The following is an 18,499-nucleotide window of genomic DNA, read 5'->3' as shown; positions in this document are numbered from 1 at the left end:
CGGGCTGGCGGGGGCAGCGGCTGCTGCCGCGCCCGCCGCTTGGACGGGGGCAGCCTCGGCGGCCGGCGCCCCGGCATCCGTCACCCCGGCGGCCGTCTGGCCGCTCGCGGTCTGGTGGTAGCTCTCGAGGACGGGCCACCAGGACTCGTCCACCTGGTTCTTGTCGACGAGGTACCGTTCGTACAGCTCGTCGACGAGCCACTCGTTTGCTCCGAATTCACCCGACGTGGTCTCGTCGGATCCACTACCGGTCAACTGGCTTGACACAGCCGGTTCCCACTCTCTGCGTTGATTCTGAATGTCCAGGCGATGAAAAATCGTCGATTCGGTCTGCCCGTCCAGCCTAATCCCCCCGGGCATGGCTGCGGGCATCCGCGCGGGGGGCTAGCGTTATTTCCATGCAGTTCTATGGAGCGGTACCCAGCCACGATCTCACGTACTCGGATGTCTTCCTGGTGCCCAGTCAATCCGGCATCCGGAGTCGACTCGACGTCTCGCTCGCCCCCGGCGACGGAACCGGCGCGACCATCCCCGTCGTCTCCGCGAACATGAACTCGGTGACCGGTCCGCGCCTGGCCGCGGCGCTGGCGCGACGCGGCGGGCTCGGCGTGTTGCCGCAGGACATGCACCTGCAGGAGCTGGACGCCGCCATCCGCTGGGTGAAGGCCCAGTCGACCAGGTTCGACACCCCCTTCGTGTTCGGCCCGGCGGACACCGTAGCACTTGCCCTGCGGCAGGTTCCTCCGGTGGCCGGCCAGGGTCTCGTGATCAACGACGAGCACGGCAGCTACCTGGGCTGCATCGATGCCGCCCGCCTGGCCACGGCGCTGTCCGATGCCCGGCTCGGGGATCTGCTGCACGGCCGGCTCACCTCGCTCGACGCCGACGACATCGAAGGCCCGCGCCGCGCGTTCGACCTGATGACGGCGGCCGAACTCGACTTCGCGCCGGTGCTGCACCACGGTGCCATCGTGGGCACGCTCAGCCGCAAGAGCGCCCTGCGCTCCACCCTCTACCAGCCGGCGCTCGACGCCCAGGGGCGGCTCAGCGTGGCCGCCGCGATCGGGATCAACGGTGACGTGGCCGCGAAGGCGCGCGCCCTGGCGTCCGCCGGGGTCGACGTGCTCGTTCTCGACACCGCCCACGGCCACCAGGAGGGCATGCTGCGCGCGCTGAAAATCGTCGCCGACCTCGACCTCGGCATCCCGATCGTGGCCGGCAACGTGGTCACCGCGGATGCCGTGGCCGACCTGGTCGGCGCGGGCGCCACCATCGTGAAGGTCGGCGTCGGCCCCGGCGCGATGTGCACGACCCGGATGATGACGGCGGTCGGGCGGCCGCAATTCTCCGCTGTGCTCGAGACCGCGGCCGCCGCGCGGGAGCTGGGCGCGCACGTCTGGGCCGACGGCGGGGTGCGCTACCCGCGGGACGTGGCGCTCGCGCTCGCCGCGGGTGCGGCATCCGTCATGATCGGGTCATGGTTCGCCGGCACGATCGAGGCCCCCGGCACCCTCGCCACCGATGCCGCCGGCGCCCTCTACAAGGAGAGCTGGGGGATGGCCTCCACCAAGGCCGTCCGTGAACGGTTCGATCGCCTCGACCCGTACGAGCTGGCCCGCAAGACCCTCTTCGCCGAGGGGATCTCGAGTTCGAAGATCTACCTGGACCCGCTGCGCCCGTCGCTCGAGGACCTGCTGGACATGATCACCTCCGGAGTGCGCAGCTCGTTCACCTACGCGGGCGCGACGAGCGTGGCTGAGTTCCACACCCGGTCGCTGGTCGGAATCCAGTCCGCCGCCGGGTACGAGGAGGGCAAGGCCCTGCCCGTCTCCTGGTAGCCGGACGCGGGGGAAACGGGGCGGCCCCGGCCGGCCGAGGCCGCCGCCTCGCCGGTCAGGGCCGGTATAGTTGAGGGAATAATGGACGACCCCCCTTCTGCGAATTCGCCCGGCCACCATTCCCGCCGTCCCAACGGACACTCGCCCGTGAACCGGGGCGGTGAACCGCGTGTTTGAGTGGCTCATGCTCGGCGTCGGGTTGATCCTCACCGTGGGCACCGGCCTGTTCGTCGCCAGCGAGTTCGCCCTGGTCAACCTCGACCGCTCCGACCTCGAGGCGCGCCGCGACCGCGGCGAGACCCGCCTCTCGTTGACCATTGCCGCGCTCCGGATCACCTCGACGCACCTCTCCAGCGCGCAGCTCGGCATCACCCTGACCACCCTTCTCACCGGATACGCGATGGAGCCGGCGCTCAGTTCCCTGCTCACCGGTCCGCTGACCGGAGTCGGGCTTCCGAATGGGGTCGTGCCGGTCGTGGCGACGACGCTCGCCGTTGTCATCGCCACGCTCGCGTCGATGATCATCGGCGAGCTCGTGCCCAAGAACTTCGCCCTCGCCCTGCCGATCCAGACGGCTAAGCTCGTCATCCCGTTCCAGACGCTGTTCACGACCGTGTTCAAACCGGCCGTGCTGGTGCTCAACGGCAGCGCCAACGGGGTTCTGCGTTCGATCGGGATCGAGCCGAAGGAAGAGCTGTCGGGGGCGCGCACGGCCGAGGAATTGTCGTCGCTGGTGCGCCGCTCGGCCAGCGCCGGACTGCTCGAGAAGGACACCGCGACCCTGCTGCACCGCACCCTGCTGTTCTCGGGGCACACGGCATCCGACGTGATGACCCCGCGGCCGCGGGTGGCGAGCATCCAGCGCACCGCCTCCGCCCGGGCGGTCATCGAGCTCGCCCGCCAAACCGGCTACTCCCGCTTCCCCGTCGTCGATGAGGGTGTCGACGACATCGTCGGGATCGTGCACGTGAAGCAGGCGGTGGCCGTGCCCCGGCAGCGACGCGCGGATGTCCCGGTGTCGGCCCTGCAATCGGAGGCCGTTCGCGTGCCGGAGACCATGAAGCTCGACGGGCTCCTCGTCGAGCTGCGCGGCCGCGGCTACCAGATGGCCATCGTCGTCGACGAGTACGGCGGAACGGCCGGGGTGGCGACCCTGGAGGACCTGGTCGAGGAGCTCGTCGGCGAGGTGGCCGACGAACACGACCGCGCCCGCGCGGGCGTCGTGCTGTCGACCGACTCGCTCACCTTCCCCGGCATGCTCCGCCCGGACGAGCTCCTCGAACGCACCGGCATCACCGTGCCGGACGACGGGCCGTACGAGACCGTCGCCGGGTTCGTGATGAGCGAACTGGGCCGCCTTCCCGTTGTCGGCGACACCGTCATGATCGACGCGGGCGAGTTCACGGTGGAGCGCCTGGACGGCCGGCGAATCGACCGGTTGCGGTTCACGCCGACCCTCGAACCGGGTGCCCTCGAACCGGGCAGCGGTGAGCCGGATGCCGGCCGTCCGGGCCGCGGCGAAGGGAGCCCGAATGAGTGACTGGGCAGGAATCGTCTGGCTGTTCGTGCTGCTCGCGGCCAACGCATTCTTCGTCGCCGCCGAATTCGCGGTCATCTCCGCGCGCCGGTCGCAGATCGAACCTCTCGCCGAGGCCGGCAGGATCAGCGCCAAGACCGCACTCTGGGCGATGGAGCACGCCACCCTGATGCTGGCCACCACCCAGCTGGGCATCACCGTGTGTTCGCTGCTCATCCTGAACGTGTCGGAGCCGGCGATCCACCACCTGCTCGAGTACCCGCTCGGCCTGACCGGCCTGCCCGTCGAGGCGATCAGCGCGATCGCCTTCGTGATCACCCTGCTCCTCGTCTCGTACCTGCACGTCGTGTTCGGTGAGATGGTGCCGAAGAACCTGTCGTTCTCCATCCCCGACCGCGCGGTGCTCCTCCTCGCCCCGCCGCTCGTCCTCTTCGGCCGGCTGGTCAAACCCGTCATCGTGGTCCTCAACGCCACGGCCAACCTGGTCCTGCGGCTGTTCCGGGTGCAGCCCAAGGACGAGGCGAACAGCACCTACACGCTGGACGAGGTCGCCACGATCGTGTCCCAGTCGACCAGGGAGGGCGTGCTGCGCGACGGCACCGGCGCGCTCAGCGCCACCTTCGAGTTCACCACCCGCAAGGTGAAGGATGTCGCGGTGAACCTCGCCGACCTGATCAGCCTCCCCGAATCGGCCACTCCGGCCGACGTCGAGAAGGCCGTGACCAGGCACGGGTTCTCCCGCTATGTGCTGGTCACCGACGGCGGCGAACCGACTGGATACATCCATTTGAAGGACGTCCTCGACCTCGACGGGGACTCCGGGGCAGGCGAGGGCGGCTACGCCGAGGCGATCCCGGCCAAGCGCATCCGCCGCCTCGTGTCGATCTTCGAGGGCACCGACCTCGAGGACGCCCTCGCCACCATGCGCCGCTCCGGAGCGCACCTGGCGCGCTCGTTCACGGCGGTCGGCGCGACCACCGGCGTTCTCTTCCTCGAGGACATCATCGAGGAACTCGTCGGCGAGGTGCAGGACGCGACCCGCCGGCTCTGACCGTGCGGATTCCGGTGGGGCGCCGAGGCGCCCCGCCGCGGGAAATGCGGACCTCGCAGCAGCTCCCGGCCCAGCCGGCGACGGTGGCGGAGTCGTCCTCATGCCAGCCTCCCGGCGGGTAGTCGGTGGCGGAGGACCGCGCGAACTCCGACGGCCCGGATCTGTCCGAAACAACCTATCGTGAGTGCATGAGCGAACCGCGGGACTGGCTGGAGTGGGACGAGCGGCATGCGCGGGCCTGGATCGATGTTCCCCAGCCGGTGGACGACAAATATAGCCGCGGCGTGCTCGGCGTGCGCACGGGGTCGAGGCAGTACCCGGGCGCGGCCGTGCTCGGAGTCGAAGCGGCCGCGCGCACCGGCGTGGGAATGGTGCGTTACCTGGGACCGCGCCGGGCGTCGAACCTCGTGCTCCAGCGCCGGCCGGAGGTCGTCACGGTTCCCGGACGGGTGGAGGCGTGGCTGCTGGGCTCGGGCATGGATGCGGCCGCCCGGGACGACGGGACCGCCACCGCGCTGGTGGAGGCCCTCGCGGCCGGACTGCCGACCGTGTGCGACGCCGGCGTGCTCGACCTGATCGCGCACGCGACCGGACCGACCGTGGTCACCCCGCACTTCCGGGAGCTGGCGGGGCTGCTCAGCCGCCCGGGCAAGCCGGTCACGGCGGCCCAGATCGCGGTCTCACCGGGGGAGTGGGCCGGCCGCGCAGCAACCGAGCTCGGCGTCACGGTGCTGCTCAAGGGCGCCACCACCTTCGTTGCGTCGCCGGGCGGCGTCCGCCTCCGCGTCACCGGTGCGCCGGCCTGGCTGGCAACGGCCGGTTCCGGGGACGTGCTCGCCGGCATCCTCGGCGCCCTGCTCGCCACGCACTCCGCCACCATCGACACCGATGCGGACGCCCTCGTCGCCCTCGCCGCGACCGCGGCTCTGGTGCACGCGCTCGCCGCCGGGCGAGCGTCGAATGGCGGCCCGATCACGGCCCTGGACGTGGCAGGCGCGGTACCCGCCACGATCGCGGCGCTCCTGGCGCCGGCGCCCGGCGGCCGCCGGGCGGCGACGACCGTCTGAACGGGGCGACCGAACGACACCCATCGGGGCTCTCCGGTGTGGGAAAGTTGAGCGTGCCTGATCCCGCCGCCCGTGAGCCGACGCGTGAGCCGACGCGCGGTTCGACCCTTGCGGCCCGGCTCGGATCCGCGCCCCGGGCGACGCTCTGGGCCGGCTTCGTCCTCGTGCACCTCGCGCTCGTGCTGCTCTGCCTTCTCGCTCCGGGCTGGCCGCTCGGTGACGTGCAGAAGGTCTACTTCGACTGGGCCATGGACGCCATGCTGGGCCACGCGGTCGTGGGCATCGACACAGGCTTCGTGTACCCGATCCTCGCGGTCGTGCCGATCTTCGCCTCCCTCGCGTTCGGTCCGGAGCTCTACCCGGCAACCTGGCTGGGCATCGTGATCCTGCTCGACGGGGTCGCCTTCGCGATTCTGCTCGGGCGTGGCCGGGACCGCCGCGCGCTCCTGGCCGCCGGCTGGTGGCTGGCCTTCCTGCCGCTGCTCGGACCGATCGCCCTGGCCCGGATCGACGCGGTCACCGCGGCGATGGCGGTGGTCGCGGTGCTCTGGGTGCGCGCCAGGCCGCTCGCCGCGACGGTGCTGCTCACCGCAGCCACCTGGGTGAAGGTCTGGCCGGTCGCGCTGGTTGCGGCGCTGTTCGTGGTGTCGAGACGGCGCTGGCAGGTGCTCGCCGTGCTCGCCGCCACCAGCGCGGCGATCGTCGCCGTGGCACTGGGCCTCGGCAGCGGGACGAACGTGTTCAGCTTCCTCAGCCAACAGGCCGATCGGGGCATCCAGATCGAATCCCCCGTCGGCGGGCTGTGGCTGTGGCAGGCGGCGCTTGGACTGCCGGGCGCCTTCATCTACTACGACCAGCAGATCCTCACCTACCAGGTCATCGGCACGGGCACCAACGTTGCGATCGCCCTGATGACGCCGCTGCTCGTGATGGCGGTGGCCGCCGTGCTCCTGCTCGGCTGGCAGGCCCGACGCAGGGGAGCGACCTGGGACCGGCTCTACCCGCCGCTCGTGCTGGCGCTGGTGCTGACCCTGATCCTGGCGAACAAGGTCGGTTCGCCGCAGTTCGTCGCCTGGCTCGCCGCGCCGGTCATCCTCGGGCTCCTGGTGCGGGGCCGCGCGTGGCGGATGCCGGCCGTCCTCGCCCTGGTCATCGCCGCGCTCACCCAGCTCGTCTACCCTTATCTGTACCGGTGGCTTCTCGTCGCCGACCCGCTGATGGTGCTGGTGCTGACGGGGCGCAACCTGCTCGAGTTCGTCCTCCTCGGCTGGGCGCTGGGCCAGGTCTGGCTCTCGGCCCCGCAGGCGGAACCGTCCGTCCCCGCCCCGCTCCCCACGACCGCTCCGCAGTGACCAGGCACCACCAATCAGAAGGAGAACCCATGCTCGTCGCATTCTCGGTCGCACCATCCGGCGGCCACGACGCCGAGGGCTCCGTACACGACGCCGTCGCCGCAGCGGTCCGGGTTGTGCGCGAGTCCGGCCTGCCCAACCACACCGATTCGATGTTCACGACCATCGAGGGCGACTGGGACGAGGTGTTCGCCGTGGTGAAGGCGGCGACCGAGGCCGTCGGCGCCTGGGGGCCCCGGGTGTCCCTGGTGCTGAAGGCGGACATCCGACCCGGCCGGACCGGCGAGCTGACGAGCAAGGTCGAGCGGCTCGAGGCGGCGCTGGAGGCGTGACCTGAGTCGGTGGTCGAACTCGTCGAGACCTTGTTGCCAGGGTCTCGACAGGCTCGACCACCGGGCGGCTCGACCACCGGGCGGCTCGACCACCGGGCGGCTCGACCACCGGGCGGGCGGGGGCGGCGGCTAGTCGGTCTGCAGGAGGATGCCGTCGTGGATGGCGCGCTTCCGCAGGGCGACCTTCGTGCCCACGTCGAAGCCCGCGAGACGGTACTTCTCGCGAATCCGCTTGAGGTAGGACTTCGCGGTCTCCTCGGAGATACCGAGCTGGTGTGCCACGGCCTTGACCGGCTCGCCGGCGCCGTACAGTGCCATCACCCGGCGCTCCTGGGCGCTCAGCCGGGGGGAGCCGCCGCTGGTGCCGGCGCTCAGCGCTTCGTCCAGCTCGGCCGAAATGTAGGACTCACCCTCGTAGGCTGCGCGGATCGCCTCAACGATCATGTTCGCTTCTTCGCTCTTGACGAGGTAGCCGAGCGCCCCTGCAGCCAGCGCCTCGCGCACGAGGCCGGGCTCGGAATACGTGCTCATCAGCACGGTCTTCACGCCGGCGGTCTTGAGGGTGGAGATCTTCAGGGAGACCGGGATGTTGTCCTTGAGGTCGAGGTCGAGGAGCACGACGTCGACGGGGAACTCGGGGTGGGTGAGCAGCTCCGGCCAGGTCGTGACGGCGGCGACCATGTTGATGTCGTCCGCCGCCCCCCTGATCCACTCGGTGAGGGCGCCGAGGAGCATTCGATGATCGTCGACCAAGGCCAGCCGGATGGGGCATTCCCTGCCCGGCACTTCGATATTCGTCATTGTCATGTTCGTCATTGCTGCCTCCTACTGCCGTTGCACCCGACCAAAAAGCCCGACGGCTCTCCGTCGCAGACCTCAAGCATCCGCGGGATTGTGGATACTGCACTCGATTTCCACCCGGAGACTCCCGTCCCTGGTTGAATCGATGTGAGGACCGACCACTCGGATAGCTTGCCACGTCTCGGGGTCCACACGCCGCCGTGGCACACCCGTTGTAGTCAATTCGATTGGAAATCGCAACTTCTGGCGGGCGCGGACGCCGTGCGTGGACCTGATCGGACCGAGCGAGAGCGAAACGGCGGCCTCGGCACGAGTTGTGTCGCTGATCAGGAGCCAAATCGTGCGGAGCAGCGCGTCGCGTTGGGGCGGGTCGAGCAACCCGGCCAGGCCCGCGGGGTCGTGCAGGTTCACGGAAGGGCCGAGGAACTCCGACTCGGTGATCGCATGGTACAGCCACGTTTCGCGTCGGCCCCGGATCAGGTGCAGGCGCAATTGGGTGGCGAGGGTGGAGGCCGTCGTCGACTTGTCGGCGCTGAGCGGAAGGGCGGTCCGGCCCTGGGCGACGTCGTCGAGCAGGGTCTCCGCGTCGAGGTCGATCCGCGCGAGTTCCTCGGAGGCGAGCATGCCCACCGCGAATTGCGGTTGGGAGACCGTGCTCTGCACGAGCACCAGATCAAGCTCTCGCTGGGCCATCCGGCGGAACGACCGTACGATCGCGACTCCGAACAGCGGCGGCATGATGGCCAGGCCGATGGCCAGCAGTTCCGGTGCGAGGGTGAGCGGGTCCGGGCGGGACTCCGTGATGGCGCCGAGGAACAGAACCGCGGCCAGCACGGCGGCCGACGTGACGACATCGCGGCCGCGGCGCACCGTTACGAGGGCGATCAACAGCGAACCGACGGCCGCGGCCGCGGTCGGGTAGATCTCCGACCCGTCCGGTCCGCGTGAACCGGCGAGGTCGAGCACGACCACGACACTTCCGTTGGCCAGGGCCGCGGCGAACAGCCAGTCGGGCATGCGCGCCGACAGCCGCTGCACCGTGACCAGGGCGAGCGTCGTCGTCGCCATCAGGAGCGTCCACGCCGCCAGGCTCGGCAGGGGATTCGAGTAGTCGAACCATTGGATCATGAAACGCCAGAACAGGAACAGGGCGATGAACCCGCCGCTGAAGGACAGGCCGATGCCGAGGTGACGGCCGCCGAGGCCGCTCTGGTTCGCGCGGGTGGTCTTGACCGTGCGCTCCGGGCGGCGGAAGGTGCGCCGACGGTCCTGGCGCTCCTGGACCTCTTTGAGGCGCAGGTTCTTCCGGCTCGCGCGGGGGACCCGGACGTCGTCCAGCGAGACGTCGACGAGGTCGGGGCCGATCACTTCGGCACCTCCAGGACAACGGTCGTGCCGGAGCCGGGGGAGGAGAACAGCCTGGCGTTGCCGCCGACGTCTCGCAGCCGGGCCACGACGGATTCGGCAAAACCGAGCCGTTCGGCGCTCACCCCGAGCAGATCGAAGCCGACGCCGGCATCGGTGACCATGGCGCGCACGGTGGTGTCGTCATCCGAGATCGTGACGTCGGCCCGGTCGACCCCGGCATGCCGGCGCACGTTCTCCAGGCATTCGCCCAGCGCGAGCAGGAACGAGTCGAGGACGTCGCTGGGCAGCAGCACCTGCCCACTGCCGTGCCAGTCCACCTCGAGCCCCAGCCGGCCGAAGCGCTGCTTCACCGATTCCAGGGTGCTGCCCAGGGTCGACTCAGTGGCCCGTTCGAGGGTGTACACGCCCGAGCGACGCGGCGTCGGCAGTCCACCCAGGCGTAACTGCCGCAACAGCCGCGCGTCATCGCCCGCCTGCTGGCGGAGCGCGGCCGGGCTGACGCCGACACCGGAGTGGGCGAGCAGCGTGAGGGTGGCGAGCACGGTGTCGTGCAGGAGCCTGGCGTCCTGGCGGCGCTGCGCCTCCAGTTCGCTGGCGTGTCGTTCGGCCAGGTGGGCGCGGCCGATCGCGGCGATGCGCTGCATCACCCGGGGAACGCTTTGGGCGATCCACCAGCCTGCGAGCGCAACGGCGAACCAGCCGCAGATCGTGATCGCCAGCGGGACGATCGCCCCGGCGGAGGTGATCATGGTCGCGAGGACGCTGGCCAGCGTGGCCGAGAACAAGGCGAACAGCAGGATCAATCGGCGCGTACTGACGACCAGGACGAGTGCGACGGAGCTCGTCGCGGTCGCGGCCACTGCGCCGATGACGGTCTCCTCGACCAGGTTCAGGCCGGAGGTCCGCTGGCCGGAAAAGCCGATCAGCAGGATGATCCCGTTGCCGGAGAGCACGATCAGGGCCACCCAGCGAATCCGGCCGGAACGGCCAAGCAGGTACTGGCCGACGACCATGAGCAGGAGCACCGGCAGGCAACGACCGAGCAGGGCCAGACTGAGACCGCCGGGAACCAGCATCACGAGCAGAACCGCCACCGACCCGGCGAGGCCGGACAATCGGGCGGCTCTCCGCAGGAGGCGGTCGCGCTCTTTGCTAATTCGTTGCATGTCGTCTGGATTACCCCTCATGCTGCCCTATGAAGCACCATATCCGGCCCTGACCCGTTTTCTCGTGATCCGGCCGACACTGGTTCCTGCGCTTGTGGATCATCTGGTCGATGCGACCCGCTCCGCGCCGGGTGGCGGTTGGGCGGCCAGCGGTGTGCCGGGTGGCGGTTGGGTGCCCCGCCCCAGCCCGATGGCGCCGAGAACGACAAGCGCCATTCCGAGCAGCAGCAGGATGCCGGCGATCACCAGACCGATCGCGAGCGGGCCGAGCAGACCGAGCCGGGCGCCGGCGCGCAGTTGCACGGCCACGTTCGGACTCGCATCCGAGTTCATCACGACGACGGCCCAGGCGCCGGGCTGGACGTCCCAGACCACCTGCTGCGTGCCCGGTCCGGAGGCCGACACCGTCCACCAGTCCTGGTCGCCGGGAAGGGTGGGGCGTTCCGCACCGGCGACGTCCCGGTACTCCGCCCGGAACGGGGAGACGCTCACGTCCACGAGCTCGGTGTGGTGCACCCCGGTGAGGTAGCGGTCGACCTCGGCCTGCGGGGCGATTCCGATGAACACATCGCCGCCGGTGCTCGTTGCCTCCAGCCGGATGCGTGCGACCCCGGTGGGGATTCCGGACGTGCCGGCGACGTCCAGCCCGGGCGAGGTGAGCGCGTAGGAGTCGGCGGAGAATGAGGCGGCCGGCGCGCTGAAGAATCTGTTGTCCGCCTGCTGGGAGCCCGCCGCTGTGGCGGCCACACCGCCGGTCAGCATCCCGAGGCCGATCAGCGAGAACACCGTTCCGAGCACGAGCACGAGCACGAGCATGACGACGTAGGCGGGTTTCATGGCAGACATCCTCTCGGGCATCCTCGCGGGGAATCACCCGATTTTCAGGCTTTCCCTGAATGCAGCGGCTGTCAACCCCTCGGCGTCGCGGTCGCCGGCGAGGTCGGGCCAGTCGGGCCAGCCGCGGCCAGTCGAAGTCCGTCGAGGTCAGTCGAGCAGACGGTCCAGCTGGGCGCCGATGGTCTCGGTCTCAATCAGGAAACCGTCGTGGCCGTACCCCGATTCGAGCACGACCGGGTCGGCGCCGTCGATGTTGTGTCGGAGGTGCCGGGCGATCCGTCGCTGGCCCTCGACCGGGAACAGCCGGTCACTGTCGATGCCGACGACGACGGCGCGGGCCGTCACCCGGCTGAGGGCGGCGGCGACACCGCCGCGGCCGCGGCCGACATCGTGCGAGTCCATCGCCTGCACGAGAGTGATGTAGCTGTTGGCGTCGAACCGGCGGGTGAACTTGTTGCCGTGGAAGTCGAGGTAGGACTCGACGGCGAACCGGCCGCCGGCGCCCAGCGGGCTGATCTCGCTCTGCCAGGCGCGCTCGAACCTGAGGTTGAGTTCGGCGGGGCTGCGGTAATTGAGCAGGGCCATCCGGCGGGCCAGGGCAAGGCCGCGGGTGGGACCGTCGTCGGCGTCGTAATAGTCCCCCGACCGGAACAGCGGATCGGAACGGATCGCCTCGATCTGCACCGAGTTCAAGGCGATCTGGTCGGCCGTCGTCACGGGCGGTGCTGCGAGGACGGCGACGCGCGCCACCCGCTCAGGCGCCTCGATCGCCCACTCGAGGGCGTGCATCCCGCCCATCGAACCGCCGACGACCGCGGCCCAGCGGTCGATGCCGAGACGGTCGCCGAAGGCCATCTGTGCGGCCACCTGGTCGCGGATCGTGAGGTACGGGAAGCGGGTGCCCCACTCGGTGCCGTCGGGCGCGAGCGACGCGGGGCCGGTGCTGCCCTGGCAGCCGCCCAGCATGTTCGGCGCCACCACGAACCAGCGGTCGGTGTCGATGGCGAGCCCCGGACCGACGATGCCGCCCCACCAGCCCGCCGTGACGTGGCCGTCGCCGGCGGCGCCGACGAGGTGGCTGTCGCCGGTGAGCGCGTGCAGCACGAGCACGGCGTTGTCGCGGGACGGGGAGAGCTCGCCCCAGGTCTCGTACGCGATGCGCACGGCACCCAGGCTGCCGCCGGCCTCGAACCGCAGCGGGCCGACGTGGAGGAAGCGGCGCGACCCGACGGGGTCGCCGTCGCGCCACGCGCCGGTCGCCGGTGGCTTGCCGAGGAGCGAGCGCGCCTGGGCTTCAGTGACGAAGCTGGACGGGACCGTGTCTGCCGAGAATTGCCATTCCATACGCCCCCATTCTGGCGAACCTCGAGCACCTCCGTCTGATTGTTACGCGCGAACTCGCGCGCAGCATCCGTACGTCCCACACCTTTCTTGCCCCGAGCCTCGTCGAATTCGACGGAGATTTTGACGAAATGACCCGGAAAACTGTGTTTCAGCCCCGGATCACGGAAAATCTCCGTCGAATTTGACACCCAGGGGCTAGGCGTTGGCGCGGGAGGCCTCCACGACGGCGCGTGCAGCGGCCAGGCCGAGCTCGAGGTCGGCCGTGAGGTCGGCGATGTTCTCGATGCCGACGGACAGGCGCACCAGGCCGGGCGTGACGCCGGCCGTCAGCTGCTGCTCAGGAGTGAGCTGCGCGTGGGTGGTCGAGGCCGGGTGGATCACGAGCGAGCGCACGTCGCCGATGTTGGCCAGGTGGCTGAACAGCTCGAGGTTGTCGACCAGGGCGCGGCCGGCATCCACCCCGCCCTTGAGCTCGAAGGAGAGCACCGCGCCGACGCCCTGGGGGGCGTACTTGTTCGCGGCGGCATACCAGGGGCTCGTCGGCAGCCCGGCGTAGTTGACCGACGCGATGTCCGGGTGGTTTTCGAGCCACTCGGCGATCTCCTGGGCGTTCTGCACGTGACGTTCGATCCGCAGGCTCAGGGTTTCGATGCCCTGGATGAGCTGCCAGGCGCTCGCCGGGGCGATCGCGGCACCCAGGTCGCGCAACAACTGCACGCGGGCCTTGATGATGTAGGCGATGGGGTCGCCGACGGCGCCGGTGTAGCTGACCCCGTGGTAGGACGGGTCCGGCTCGGTCAGGCCCGGGAACTTCTCGACGTTCTTCGACCATTCGAAGCTGCCGCCGTCGACGATGACGCCGCCGATGACCGCGCCGTGGCCGCCGAGGAACTTGGTGGCCGAGTGGACGACGATGTCGGCGCCGTGCTCGAACGGGCGGATCAGGTAGGGGGTCGCGATCGTGTTGTCGACGATCAGCGGGACGCCGGCCTCATGGGCGACGCCGGCGACGAGGGTGATGTCGAGCACGTTGATCTTCGGGTTGCCGATCGTCTCCGCGAAGAAGAGCTTGGTGTTCGGGCGCACGGCGCGGGCCCACTCGGCCGCGTCGTCCTGGTTCTCGACGAACGTCGTCTCGATGCCGAGCTTGGCGAGCGTGTACTTGAACAGGTTGTAGGTGCCGCCGTAAATCGAGCTGGACGACACGATGTGGTCGCCGGCCTCGGCGATGTTCAGGACCGCGAACGTCGACGCGGCCTGGCCGGACGCGAGCAGCAGCGCCGCGGTCCCGCCTTCGAGGGCGGCGACGCGCTCCTCGACGACGGCCTGGGTCGGGTTCATGATGCGGGTGTAGATGTTGCCGAATTCGGCCAGCGCGAACAGGTTCTGCGCGTGCTGGGCATTGTTGAAGACGTAGGAGGTCGTCTGGTAGATCGGGGTGTTCCGGGCGTTCGTGGTGGGGTCAGGCCGGGCGCCGGAGTGAACCTGCCTGGTTTCGAACTTCCAGTCGTTTGCGTTGTCGCTCATGAGGTGGTCTCCCTGATAATCCTCGACGAGCGTGGACCGTCCATCGCTCTGGGTGCGAGTTTAGGCATCCGCCCCGAGGGGTGGCAACGGCCCATGAAACACGGCGTCACACGCGGGGCATGGCCGGTGAATCGGCGAGATCAGGACGGTTCGGCGGGCGGCGGATCCATCGGCGGCAGCACGATCGTGCCGGTGTGCGTGGACTCGTGCTTGCGGAACAGCCAGCGCGCCCGCGGCTCGACCAGGGGACGGAAGGTTTTCCGAACGAACGGGAGGGAAAGCACGATGGCGATCAGCACACTGAGCACGACCATCCCCGGTAGGACCCAGGCCGGTTGCGGTCCGTCAAGCACGCCCGTCTCTCGCAGCGGGAACAGCAGCACGCTGTGGAAGAGATACACGTACATCGTGGCCGTGCCCAACGTCGTAAACCAGGTTCGGCGCCGGGGCACCAGCATCAGGAACGCCATGATCAGGGCGAAGGCGAGCAGCATGAGGCCCAAACGGATGCCACCGGCCCAGATCTGGTCGTAGCCGAAGAGCGGGTATGCCTCGTTGTAGAGCAGGAACCGACGAATCCTGAGGCCCCGCAATGCGTCGATGTTCAGGACGATGACGCCCGACAAGGCTGTGAACAGGGTGAGGGCGCCGACCCTCCAACGCCAGACCGCACCGTTGTCCAACGTCAGCCAGCGGGACGTCAGGCGCCATTGCCGCAGGTGCCAGCCGAACACGAAGAAGGGCAGCAGCCCGAGGGTCCGTGACAGGGTGAAGGTGCTGTCGATCGCGATCACATATCCCGACCCGATCGAGATGGCGATGCTGATCAACAACGGATAGCGCAGCAGCACGAGGTACGGCAGCATGATGCGCCAGACCAGGAGTGCGATCAGGAACCAGAGGGTCCAGGACGCGCTGGAGTAGTCCATCCGGAATTCGCCGCCAAGCAGCCAATGCACGAGTGTCCACAGCGTCTCGAAGACGACGTAGGGGAAGACCAAATCGGTCAGCAGCCGGTGCAGTTGCCGGGTGCCAGGCGGGCCGGAGCGGGCGAAGTACCCGCTCACGGCAACGAAAAGAGGAACGTGGAAGGAGTAGATGAAAAGGTACGCCTCGTAGGCGACATCCGACTCGGCGATCAGTTTCAGGATCGCGTGACCGATGACCACCAAAACAATGGTGAGCCAGCGGGCGTTGTCCCAGAGCGGGACTCGACGCTTCTGAGGGTGGCGGGCGCCGGTGACTGGAGGACTCATCAAGACCATTCTCCCAGCAGAATGGTGCCATGGGTACAAAAAGAGTTGTTGTGACCGGTGCGAGCTCGGGAATCGGGGCCGCCACGGTGCGCCTGTTCCGCGAACGTGGGTGGGATGTGGTCGGTGTCGCCCGCCGGGCCGACCGCCTCGCGGCGCTCGCCGCGGAGACCGGAGCCGCGGTGTTCACCGCCGATCTGACGCGCCAGGCCGACGTCGACGCCCTGCGCGACTTCCTCGCGGCATCCGGGCCGGTGCACGCGCTGGTCAACAACGCGGGCGGCGCGCTCGGGCTCGACAGCGTCGAGAACTCGTCGATCGACGACTGGGCCTGGATGTTCGAGATCAACGTGCTCGCGGTCAAACGCGTCACGAGCGCAGTGCTGCCGCTGCTCCGGGCGGCGATCCGCGCGGGTGGCGGTTCGGCCGACATCGTCACGGTCACCTCGATCGCGGGGCACGTCGCCTACCTCGGCGGGGGCGGCTACAACGCGGCGAAGTTCGCCGCGCACGCCCTGATGGAGGTGTTGCGTCTCGAGCTCAACGGCGAACCCATCCGGGTGATCGAGGTTGCCCCCGGGATGGTCAGGACCGACGAGTTCGGCCTCGTGCGGTTCGGCGGCGACGAGGAGAAGGCGGCGGCCGCCTATGCCGGGGTGCCGAACCCGCTCACGGCGGAGGACATCGCGGAGACGATCGTGTCGAGCGTCGAACGCCCTGCCCATGTCAACCTCGACCTGATCACGATCAAGCCGGTAGCCCAGGCTGCTCCCACGCGAATCGCGCGCGGCCCCCTCCTCCCCAAGCCCTGACCCGCGGCATCCGCCCGGCCACTCACGCCATCGTGCCTGTGCCGAATTCAGGAGTCGAGCCCCGATCGGGACCGATTCGGCCCGGTTTCGGCGCAAATCACCCGTCAACTCCTGAATTCGGCACAGCACAGCACGGCACAGCACAGCACAGCACAACGCGGCACAACGCGGGTAGGGGCAGGGCTGGCTAGTGCTCGACAGCCTTCTCGGCACCGTGGCCGGTGAGCGCGCGCACCGCCATCTCGGAGGCGAGCAGCGGGTCTTCCTTGGTGGTGCTCGTGACCGAACCGAGCCAGCCGAGGAAGAAACCGAGCGGGATGGAAACGATGCCGGGGTTGCTCAGCGGGAACCAGGCGAAATTGACCGCGTCGCCGAACATCGAGGTCGGCGTGCCGGAGAAGACCGGAGAGAACACGATCAGGACCACGGTGGCGCCGAGGCCGCCGTACATGCTCCAGACCGCGCCGCGGGTGGTGAAGCCGCGCCAGTACAGCGAGTAGAGGATGGTCGGCAGGTTCGCGCTCGCCGCGACGGCGAAGGCGAGGGCGACCAGGAAGGCGATGTTCTGCCCCTGGACGCCGATTCCGCCGGCGATCGCGAGGATGCCGATGACGACCACCGTGCGACGGGCCACCTTGACCTCACTGTCGGGGTTTCCCTTGCCCTTCCGGATCACGCTCATGTAGATGTCATGCGCGAACGACGTGGCGGCGGTGATCGTGATCCCGGCCACGACGGCGAGGATCGTCGCGAACGCGATCGCCGAGATGAAGCCGAGGAGGATCGGCCCGCCGAGCGCGAGCGAGAGCAGCGGTGCCGCCGAGTTCACTCCGCCGGGGGCGGCGAGGATGGTGTCGGCCCCGACGAGCGCGGCCGCACCGAACCCGAGCACCAGGGTGAACAGGTAGAACGCGCCGATCAACCAGATCGCCCAGACGACGGAGCGACGGGCCTCCTTGGCGGTGGGAACCGTGTAGAAGCGCATCAGCACGTGCGGCAGTCCCGCCGTGCCGAGCACGAGGGCGATGGCCAGGGAGATGAAGTCCAGCGGGTTGGTGCCGTACTTCAGCCCGGGAACCAGAATCGCCGAGCCAGGGGCGCTCGTGGAGGCCGCGACGGCGGTGTCGAGCAGCGCCGAGAAGTTGAAGCCGTTGATGGCGAGCACCCAGACGGTCATCGCGAAGGCGCCGATGATGAGCAGGAACGCCTTGATGATCTGCACCCAGGTGGTGCCCTTCATCCCGCCGATCAGCACGTAGAGGATCATCAGGCCGCCGACGACCGTGACCACGATGGACTGCCCGAGCTTGTCATTGATGCCCAGGAGCAGCGAGACGAGTCCGCCGGCTCCGGCCATCTGGGCGAGGAGATAGAAGAAGCACACGGCCAGGGTGGTCGTGGCCGCCGCCACCCGTACCGGCCCCTGCTTCAGCCGGAAGGAGAGAACATCGGCCATCGTGTACTTGCCGGTGTTGCGCATCAGCTCGGCCACCAGCAGCAGGGCGACGAGCCAGGCGACCAGGAAGCCGATCGAGTAGAGGAAGCCGTCGTAGCCGCTGACCGCGATGGCCCCGACGATGCCGAGGAACGACGCGGCGGAGAGGTAGTCCCCGGCGATCGCGAAGCCGTTCTGCGGCCCGGTGAAGGAGCGGCCGCCGGTGTAGTAGTCGGCCGCGGTCTTGTTGTTGCGCCCGACGCGGATGACCACGATCAGCGTCACCGCCACGAAGGCGAGGAAGATCGAGATGTTGAGCACGGGGTTGTTCTCGGCCGGTTTGACGGCCTGGGCCGCCTGCGCGGCGAGGGCCTGCGCGATGATGGTGGCGGTCATTTCTGGACCAGCCCTTCGAGTTCGGAGCGGAGGGTCTGGCCCAGGGGGTCCAGGACGCGGTTCGAGTAGGAGACGTACCACATGGTGATGGCGAAGGTCGTGACGAACTGGCCGAGCCCGAGCACGAGGCCCAGGTTGATCCGGCCGAAGACCGGGATGGCCATCACGTCGGGCAGGTAGGCCGCGACGAGAACGAACGCGAAGTACCAGAGCAGGAAGATCGCCGCGAGAGGCAGCACGAAACTGCGTCTCTTGTGCCTCAGGTTGAGGAACCCTGCTGTTTGTTCAAACGCGACGTAGTCGATGGTCGACGGCGACGGGCCATCCGGGAGTGAGTCTTTCGTTGGTTCCTGCATGGGGCTCCTTTGCTCCGGTGAGGGTGG

General features: G+C 69.1%; 17 protein-coding genes. 7 read left to right on the top strand and 10 right to left on the bottom strand.

Features of this window, described 5'->3' with window-relative positions; all coding sequences use genetic code 11:
• The coding region (locus E3T48_RS04185) for a 2-oxoglutarate dehydrogenase E1 subunit family protein (RefSeq protein ID WP_134522583.1) at positions 1 to 267 on the bottom strand (267 nt) is incomplete at its 3' end.
• A 131-nt stretch (positions 268 to 398) separates the two neighbouring features.
• Here E3T48_RS04185 and guaB1 point away from each other — a divergent pair.
• From guaB1 to E3T48_RS04155, 6 genes are all read left to right on the top strand, one after another.
• Entirely contained in the window at positions 399 to 1,838 is a 1,440-nt protein-coding gene (guaB1, locus tag E3T48_RS04180; protein ID WP_134522582.1) for a GMP reductase, read from the top strand.
• A 184-nt stretch (positions 1,839 to 2,022) separates the two neighbouring features.
• Positions 2,023 to 3,378: a hemolysin family protein gene (locus tag E3T48_RS04175; protein WP_134522598.1), complete on the top strand. Its 1,356-nt coding sequence runs from the start codon at positions 2,023 to 2,025 to the stop codon at positions 3,376 to 3,378.
• Positions 3,371 to 4,426 (top strand): hemolysin family protein, encoded by a 1,056-nt coding sequence (locus E3T48_RS04170; protein ID WP_134522581.1) that lies wholly within the window; start codon positions 3,371 to 3,373, stop codon positions 4,424 to 4,426. Before E3T48_RS04175 ends, E3T48_RS04170 begins: the two co-directional genes overlap by 8 nt.
• A gap of 188 nt (positions 4,427 to 4,614) precedes the next feature.
• A complete protein-coding gene (locus E3T48_RS04165; protein ID WP_134522580.1) occupies positions 4,615 to 5,493 on the top strand; it encodes an ADP-dependent NAD(P)H-hydrate dehydratase in 879 nt (292 codons plus the stop codon).
• Between the two features lie 53 nt (positions 5,494 to 5,546).
• Positions 5,547 to 6,845: a glycosyltransferase 87 family protein gene (locus tag E3T48_RS04160; protein ID WP_134522579.1), complete on the top strand. Its 1,299-nt coding sequence runs from the start codon at positions 5,547 to 5,549 to the stop codon at positions 6,843 to 6,845.
• Between the two features lie 29 nt (positions 6,846 to 6,874).
• Entirely contained in the window at positions 6,875 to 7,177 is a 303-nt protein-coding gene (locus E3T48_RS04155; protein WP_134522578.1) for a thiamine-binding protein, read from the top strand.
• Between the two features lie 129 nt (positions 7,178 to 7,306).
• Here the strand turns inward: E3T48_RS04155 and E3T48_RS04150 are convergent, their stop codons facing one another.
• The 7 genes from E3T48_RS04150 to E3T48_RS04120 form a co-directional block, all read right to left on the bottom strand.
• Positions 7,307 to 7,984: a response regulator transcription factor gene (locus E3T48_RS04150; RefSeq protein WP_241986649.1), complete on the bottom strand. Its 678-nt coding sequence runs from the start codon at positions 7,982 to 7,984 to the stop codon at positions 7,307 to 7,309.
• A 69-nt stretch (positions 7,985 to 8,053) separates the two neighbouring features.
• Positions 8,054 to 9,346 carry a hypothetical protein gene (locus tag E3T48_RS04145; protein WP_134522577.1) on the bottom strand — a complete coding sequence of 431 codons (1,293 nt, stop codon included), beginning with the start codon at positions 9,344 to 9,346 and terminating at the stop codon, positions 8,054 to 8,056.
• Positions 9,343 to 10,512 carry a sensor histidine kinase gene (locus tag E3T48_RS04140; RefSeq protein WP_134522576.1) on the bottom strand — a complete coding sequence of 390 codons (1,170 nt, stop codon included), beginning with the start codon at positions 10,510 to 10,512 and terminating at the stop codon, positions 9,343 to 9,345. The genes E3T48_RS04145 and E3T48_RS04140 overlap by 4 nt, the downstream gene beginning before the upstream one ends.
• 99 nt (positions 10,513 to 10,611) lie before the next feature.
• Positions 10,612 to 11,358 (bottom strand): hypothetical protein, encoded by a 747-nt coding sequence (locus tag E3T48_RS04135; RefSeq protein WP_134522575.1) that lies wholly within the window; start codon positions 11,356 to 11,358, stop codon positions 10,612 to 10,614.
• Positions 11,359 to 11,496: 138 nt separating this feature from the next.
• Positions 11,497 to 12,693: a homoserine O-acetyltransferase MetX gene (gene metX / locus E3T48_RS04130; RefSeq protein ID WP_134522574.1), complete on the bottom strand. Its 1,197-nt coding sequence runs from the start codon at positions 12,691 to 12,693 to the stop codon at positions 11,497 to 11,499.
• 195 nt (positions 12,694 to 12,888) lie between these two features.
• Complete coding sequence (locus E3T48_RS04125; RefSeq protein WP_134522573.1) at positions 12,889 to 14,220, bottom strand: bifunctional o-acetylhomoserine/o-acetylserine sulfhydrylase; 1,332 nt, start codon at positions 14,218 to 14,220, stop codon at positions 12,889 to 12,891.
• Positions 14,221 to 14,360: 140 nt separating this feature from the next.
• A complete protein-coding gene (locus E3T48_RS04120; RefSeq protein WP_241986647.1) occupies positions 14,361 to 15,476 on the bottom strand; it encodes an acyltransferase family protein in 1,116 nt (371 codons plus the stop codon).
• 29 nt (positions 15,477 to 15,505) lie between these two features.
• Here E3T48_RS04120 and E3T48_RS04115 point away from each other — a divergent pair, with 29 nt between their 5' ends.
• On the top strand, positions 15,506 to 16,285 hold the full coding sequence (locus tag E3T48_RS04115) for an SDR family NAD(P)-dependent oxidoreductase (RefSeq protein WP_134522571.1): 780 nt from the start codon (positions 15,506 to 15,508) through the stop codon (positions 16,283 to 16,285).
• 187 nt (positions 16,286 to 16,472) lie between these two features.
• Here E3T48_RS04115 and E3T48_RS04110 read toward each other — a convergent pair whose 3' ends face one another.
• Positions 16,473 to 18,116, bottom strand: a complete 1,644-nt coding sequence (locus tag E3T48_RS04110; protein WP_134522570.1) for a solute symporter family protein — start codon at positions 18,114 to 18,116, stop codon at positions 16,473 to 16,475.
• Entirely contained in the window at positions 18,113 to 18,472 is a 360-nt protein-coding gene (locus tag E3T48_RS04105) for a DUF485 domain-containing protein (protein ID WP_134522569.1), read from the bottom strand. The genes E3T48_RS04110 and E3T48_RS04105 overlap by 4 nt, the downstream gene beginning before the upstream one ends.
• Positions 18,473 to 18,499 lie beyond the last annotated feature (27 nt).

It is taken from the genome of Cryobacterium fucosi (assembly GCF_004403515.1).
GTDB classification, from domain to species: domain Bacteria; phylum Actinomycetota; class Actinomycetes; order Actinomycetales; family Microbacteriaceae; genus Cryobacterium; species Cryobacterium fucosi.
Note: the sequence above shows the minus strand (reverse complement) of the source record. Positions and strands in the feature narration are given on the sequence as shown.

Bases quoted from the DNA above. Each gene is read 5' to 3' on its own strand.
- E3T48_RS04115 (WP_134522571.1), top strand. From the start codon at position 15,506: ATGGGTACAAAAAGAGTTGTTGTGACCGGTGCGAGCTCGGGAATCGGG.
- E3T48_RS04165 (WP_134522580.1), top strand. From the start codon at position 4,615: ATGAGCGAACCGCGGGACTGGCTGGAGTGGGACGAGCGGCATGCGCGG.
- E3T48_RS04140 (WP_134522576.1), bottom strand. From the start codon at position 10,512: ATGCAACGAATTAGCAAAGAGCGCGACCGCCTCCTGCGGAGAGCCGCC.
- E3T48_RS04110 (WP_134522570.1), bottom strand. From the start codon at position 18,116: ATGACCGCCACCATCATCGCGCAGGCCCTCGCCGCGCAGGCGGCCCAG.
- E3T48_RS04155 (WP_134522578.1), top strand. From the start codon at position 6,875: ATGCTCGTCGCATTCTCGGTCGCACCATCCGGCGGCCACGACGCCGAG.
- E3T48_RS04170 (WP_134522581.1), top strand. From the start codon at position 3,371: ATGAGTGACTGGGCAGGAATCGTCTGGCTGTTCGTGCTGCTCGCGGCC.
- metX (WP_134522574.1), bottom strand. From the start codon at position 12,693: ATGGAATGGCAATTCTCGGCAGACACGGTCCCGTCCAGCTTCGTCACT.
- E3T48_RS04120 (WP_241986647.1), bottom strand. From the start codon at position 15,476: ATGAGTCCTCCAGTCACCGGCGCCCGCCACCCTCAGAAGCGTCGAGTC.
- E3T48_RS04135 (WP_134522575.1), bottom strand. From the start codon at position 11,358: ATGTCTGCCATGAAACCCGCCTACGTCGTCATGCTCGTGCTCGTGCTC.
- guaB1 (WP_134522582.1), top strand. From the start codon at position 399: ATGCAGTTCTATGGAGCGGTACCCAGCCACGATCTCACGTACTCGGAT.
- E3T48_RS04125 (WP_134522573.1), bottom strand. From the start codon at position 14,220: ATGAGCGACAACGCAAACGACTGGAAGTTCGAAACCAGGCAGGTTCAC.
- E3T48_RS04105 (WP_134522569.1), bottom strand. From the start codon at position 18,472: ATGCAGGAACCAACGAAAGACTCACTCCCGGATGGCCCGTCGCCGTCG.
- E3T48_RS04175 (WP_134522598.1), top strand. From the start codon at position 2,023: ATGCTCGGCGTCGGGTTGATCCTCACCGTGGGCACCGGCCTGTTCGTC.
- E3T48_RS04150 (WP_241986649.1), bottom strand. From the start codon at position 7,984: ATGACAATGACGAATATCGAAGTGCCGGGCAGGGAATGCCCCATCCGG.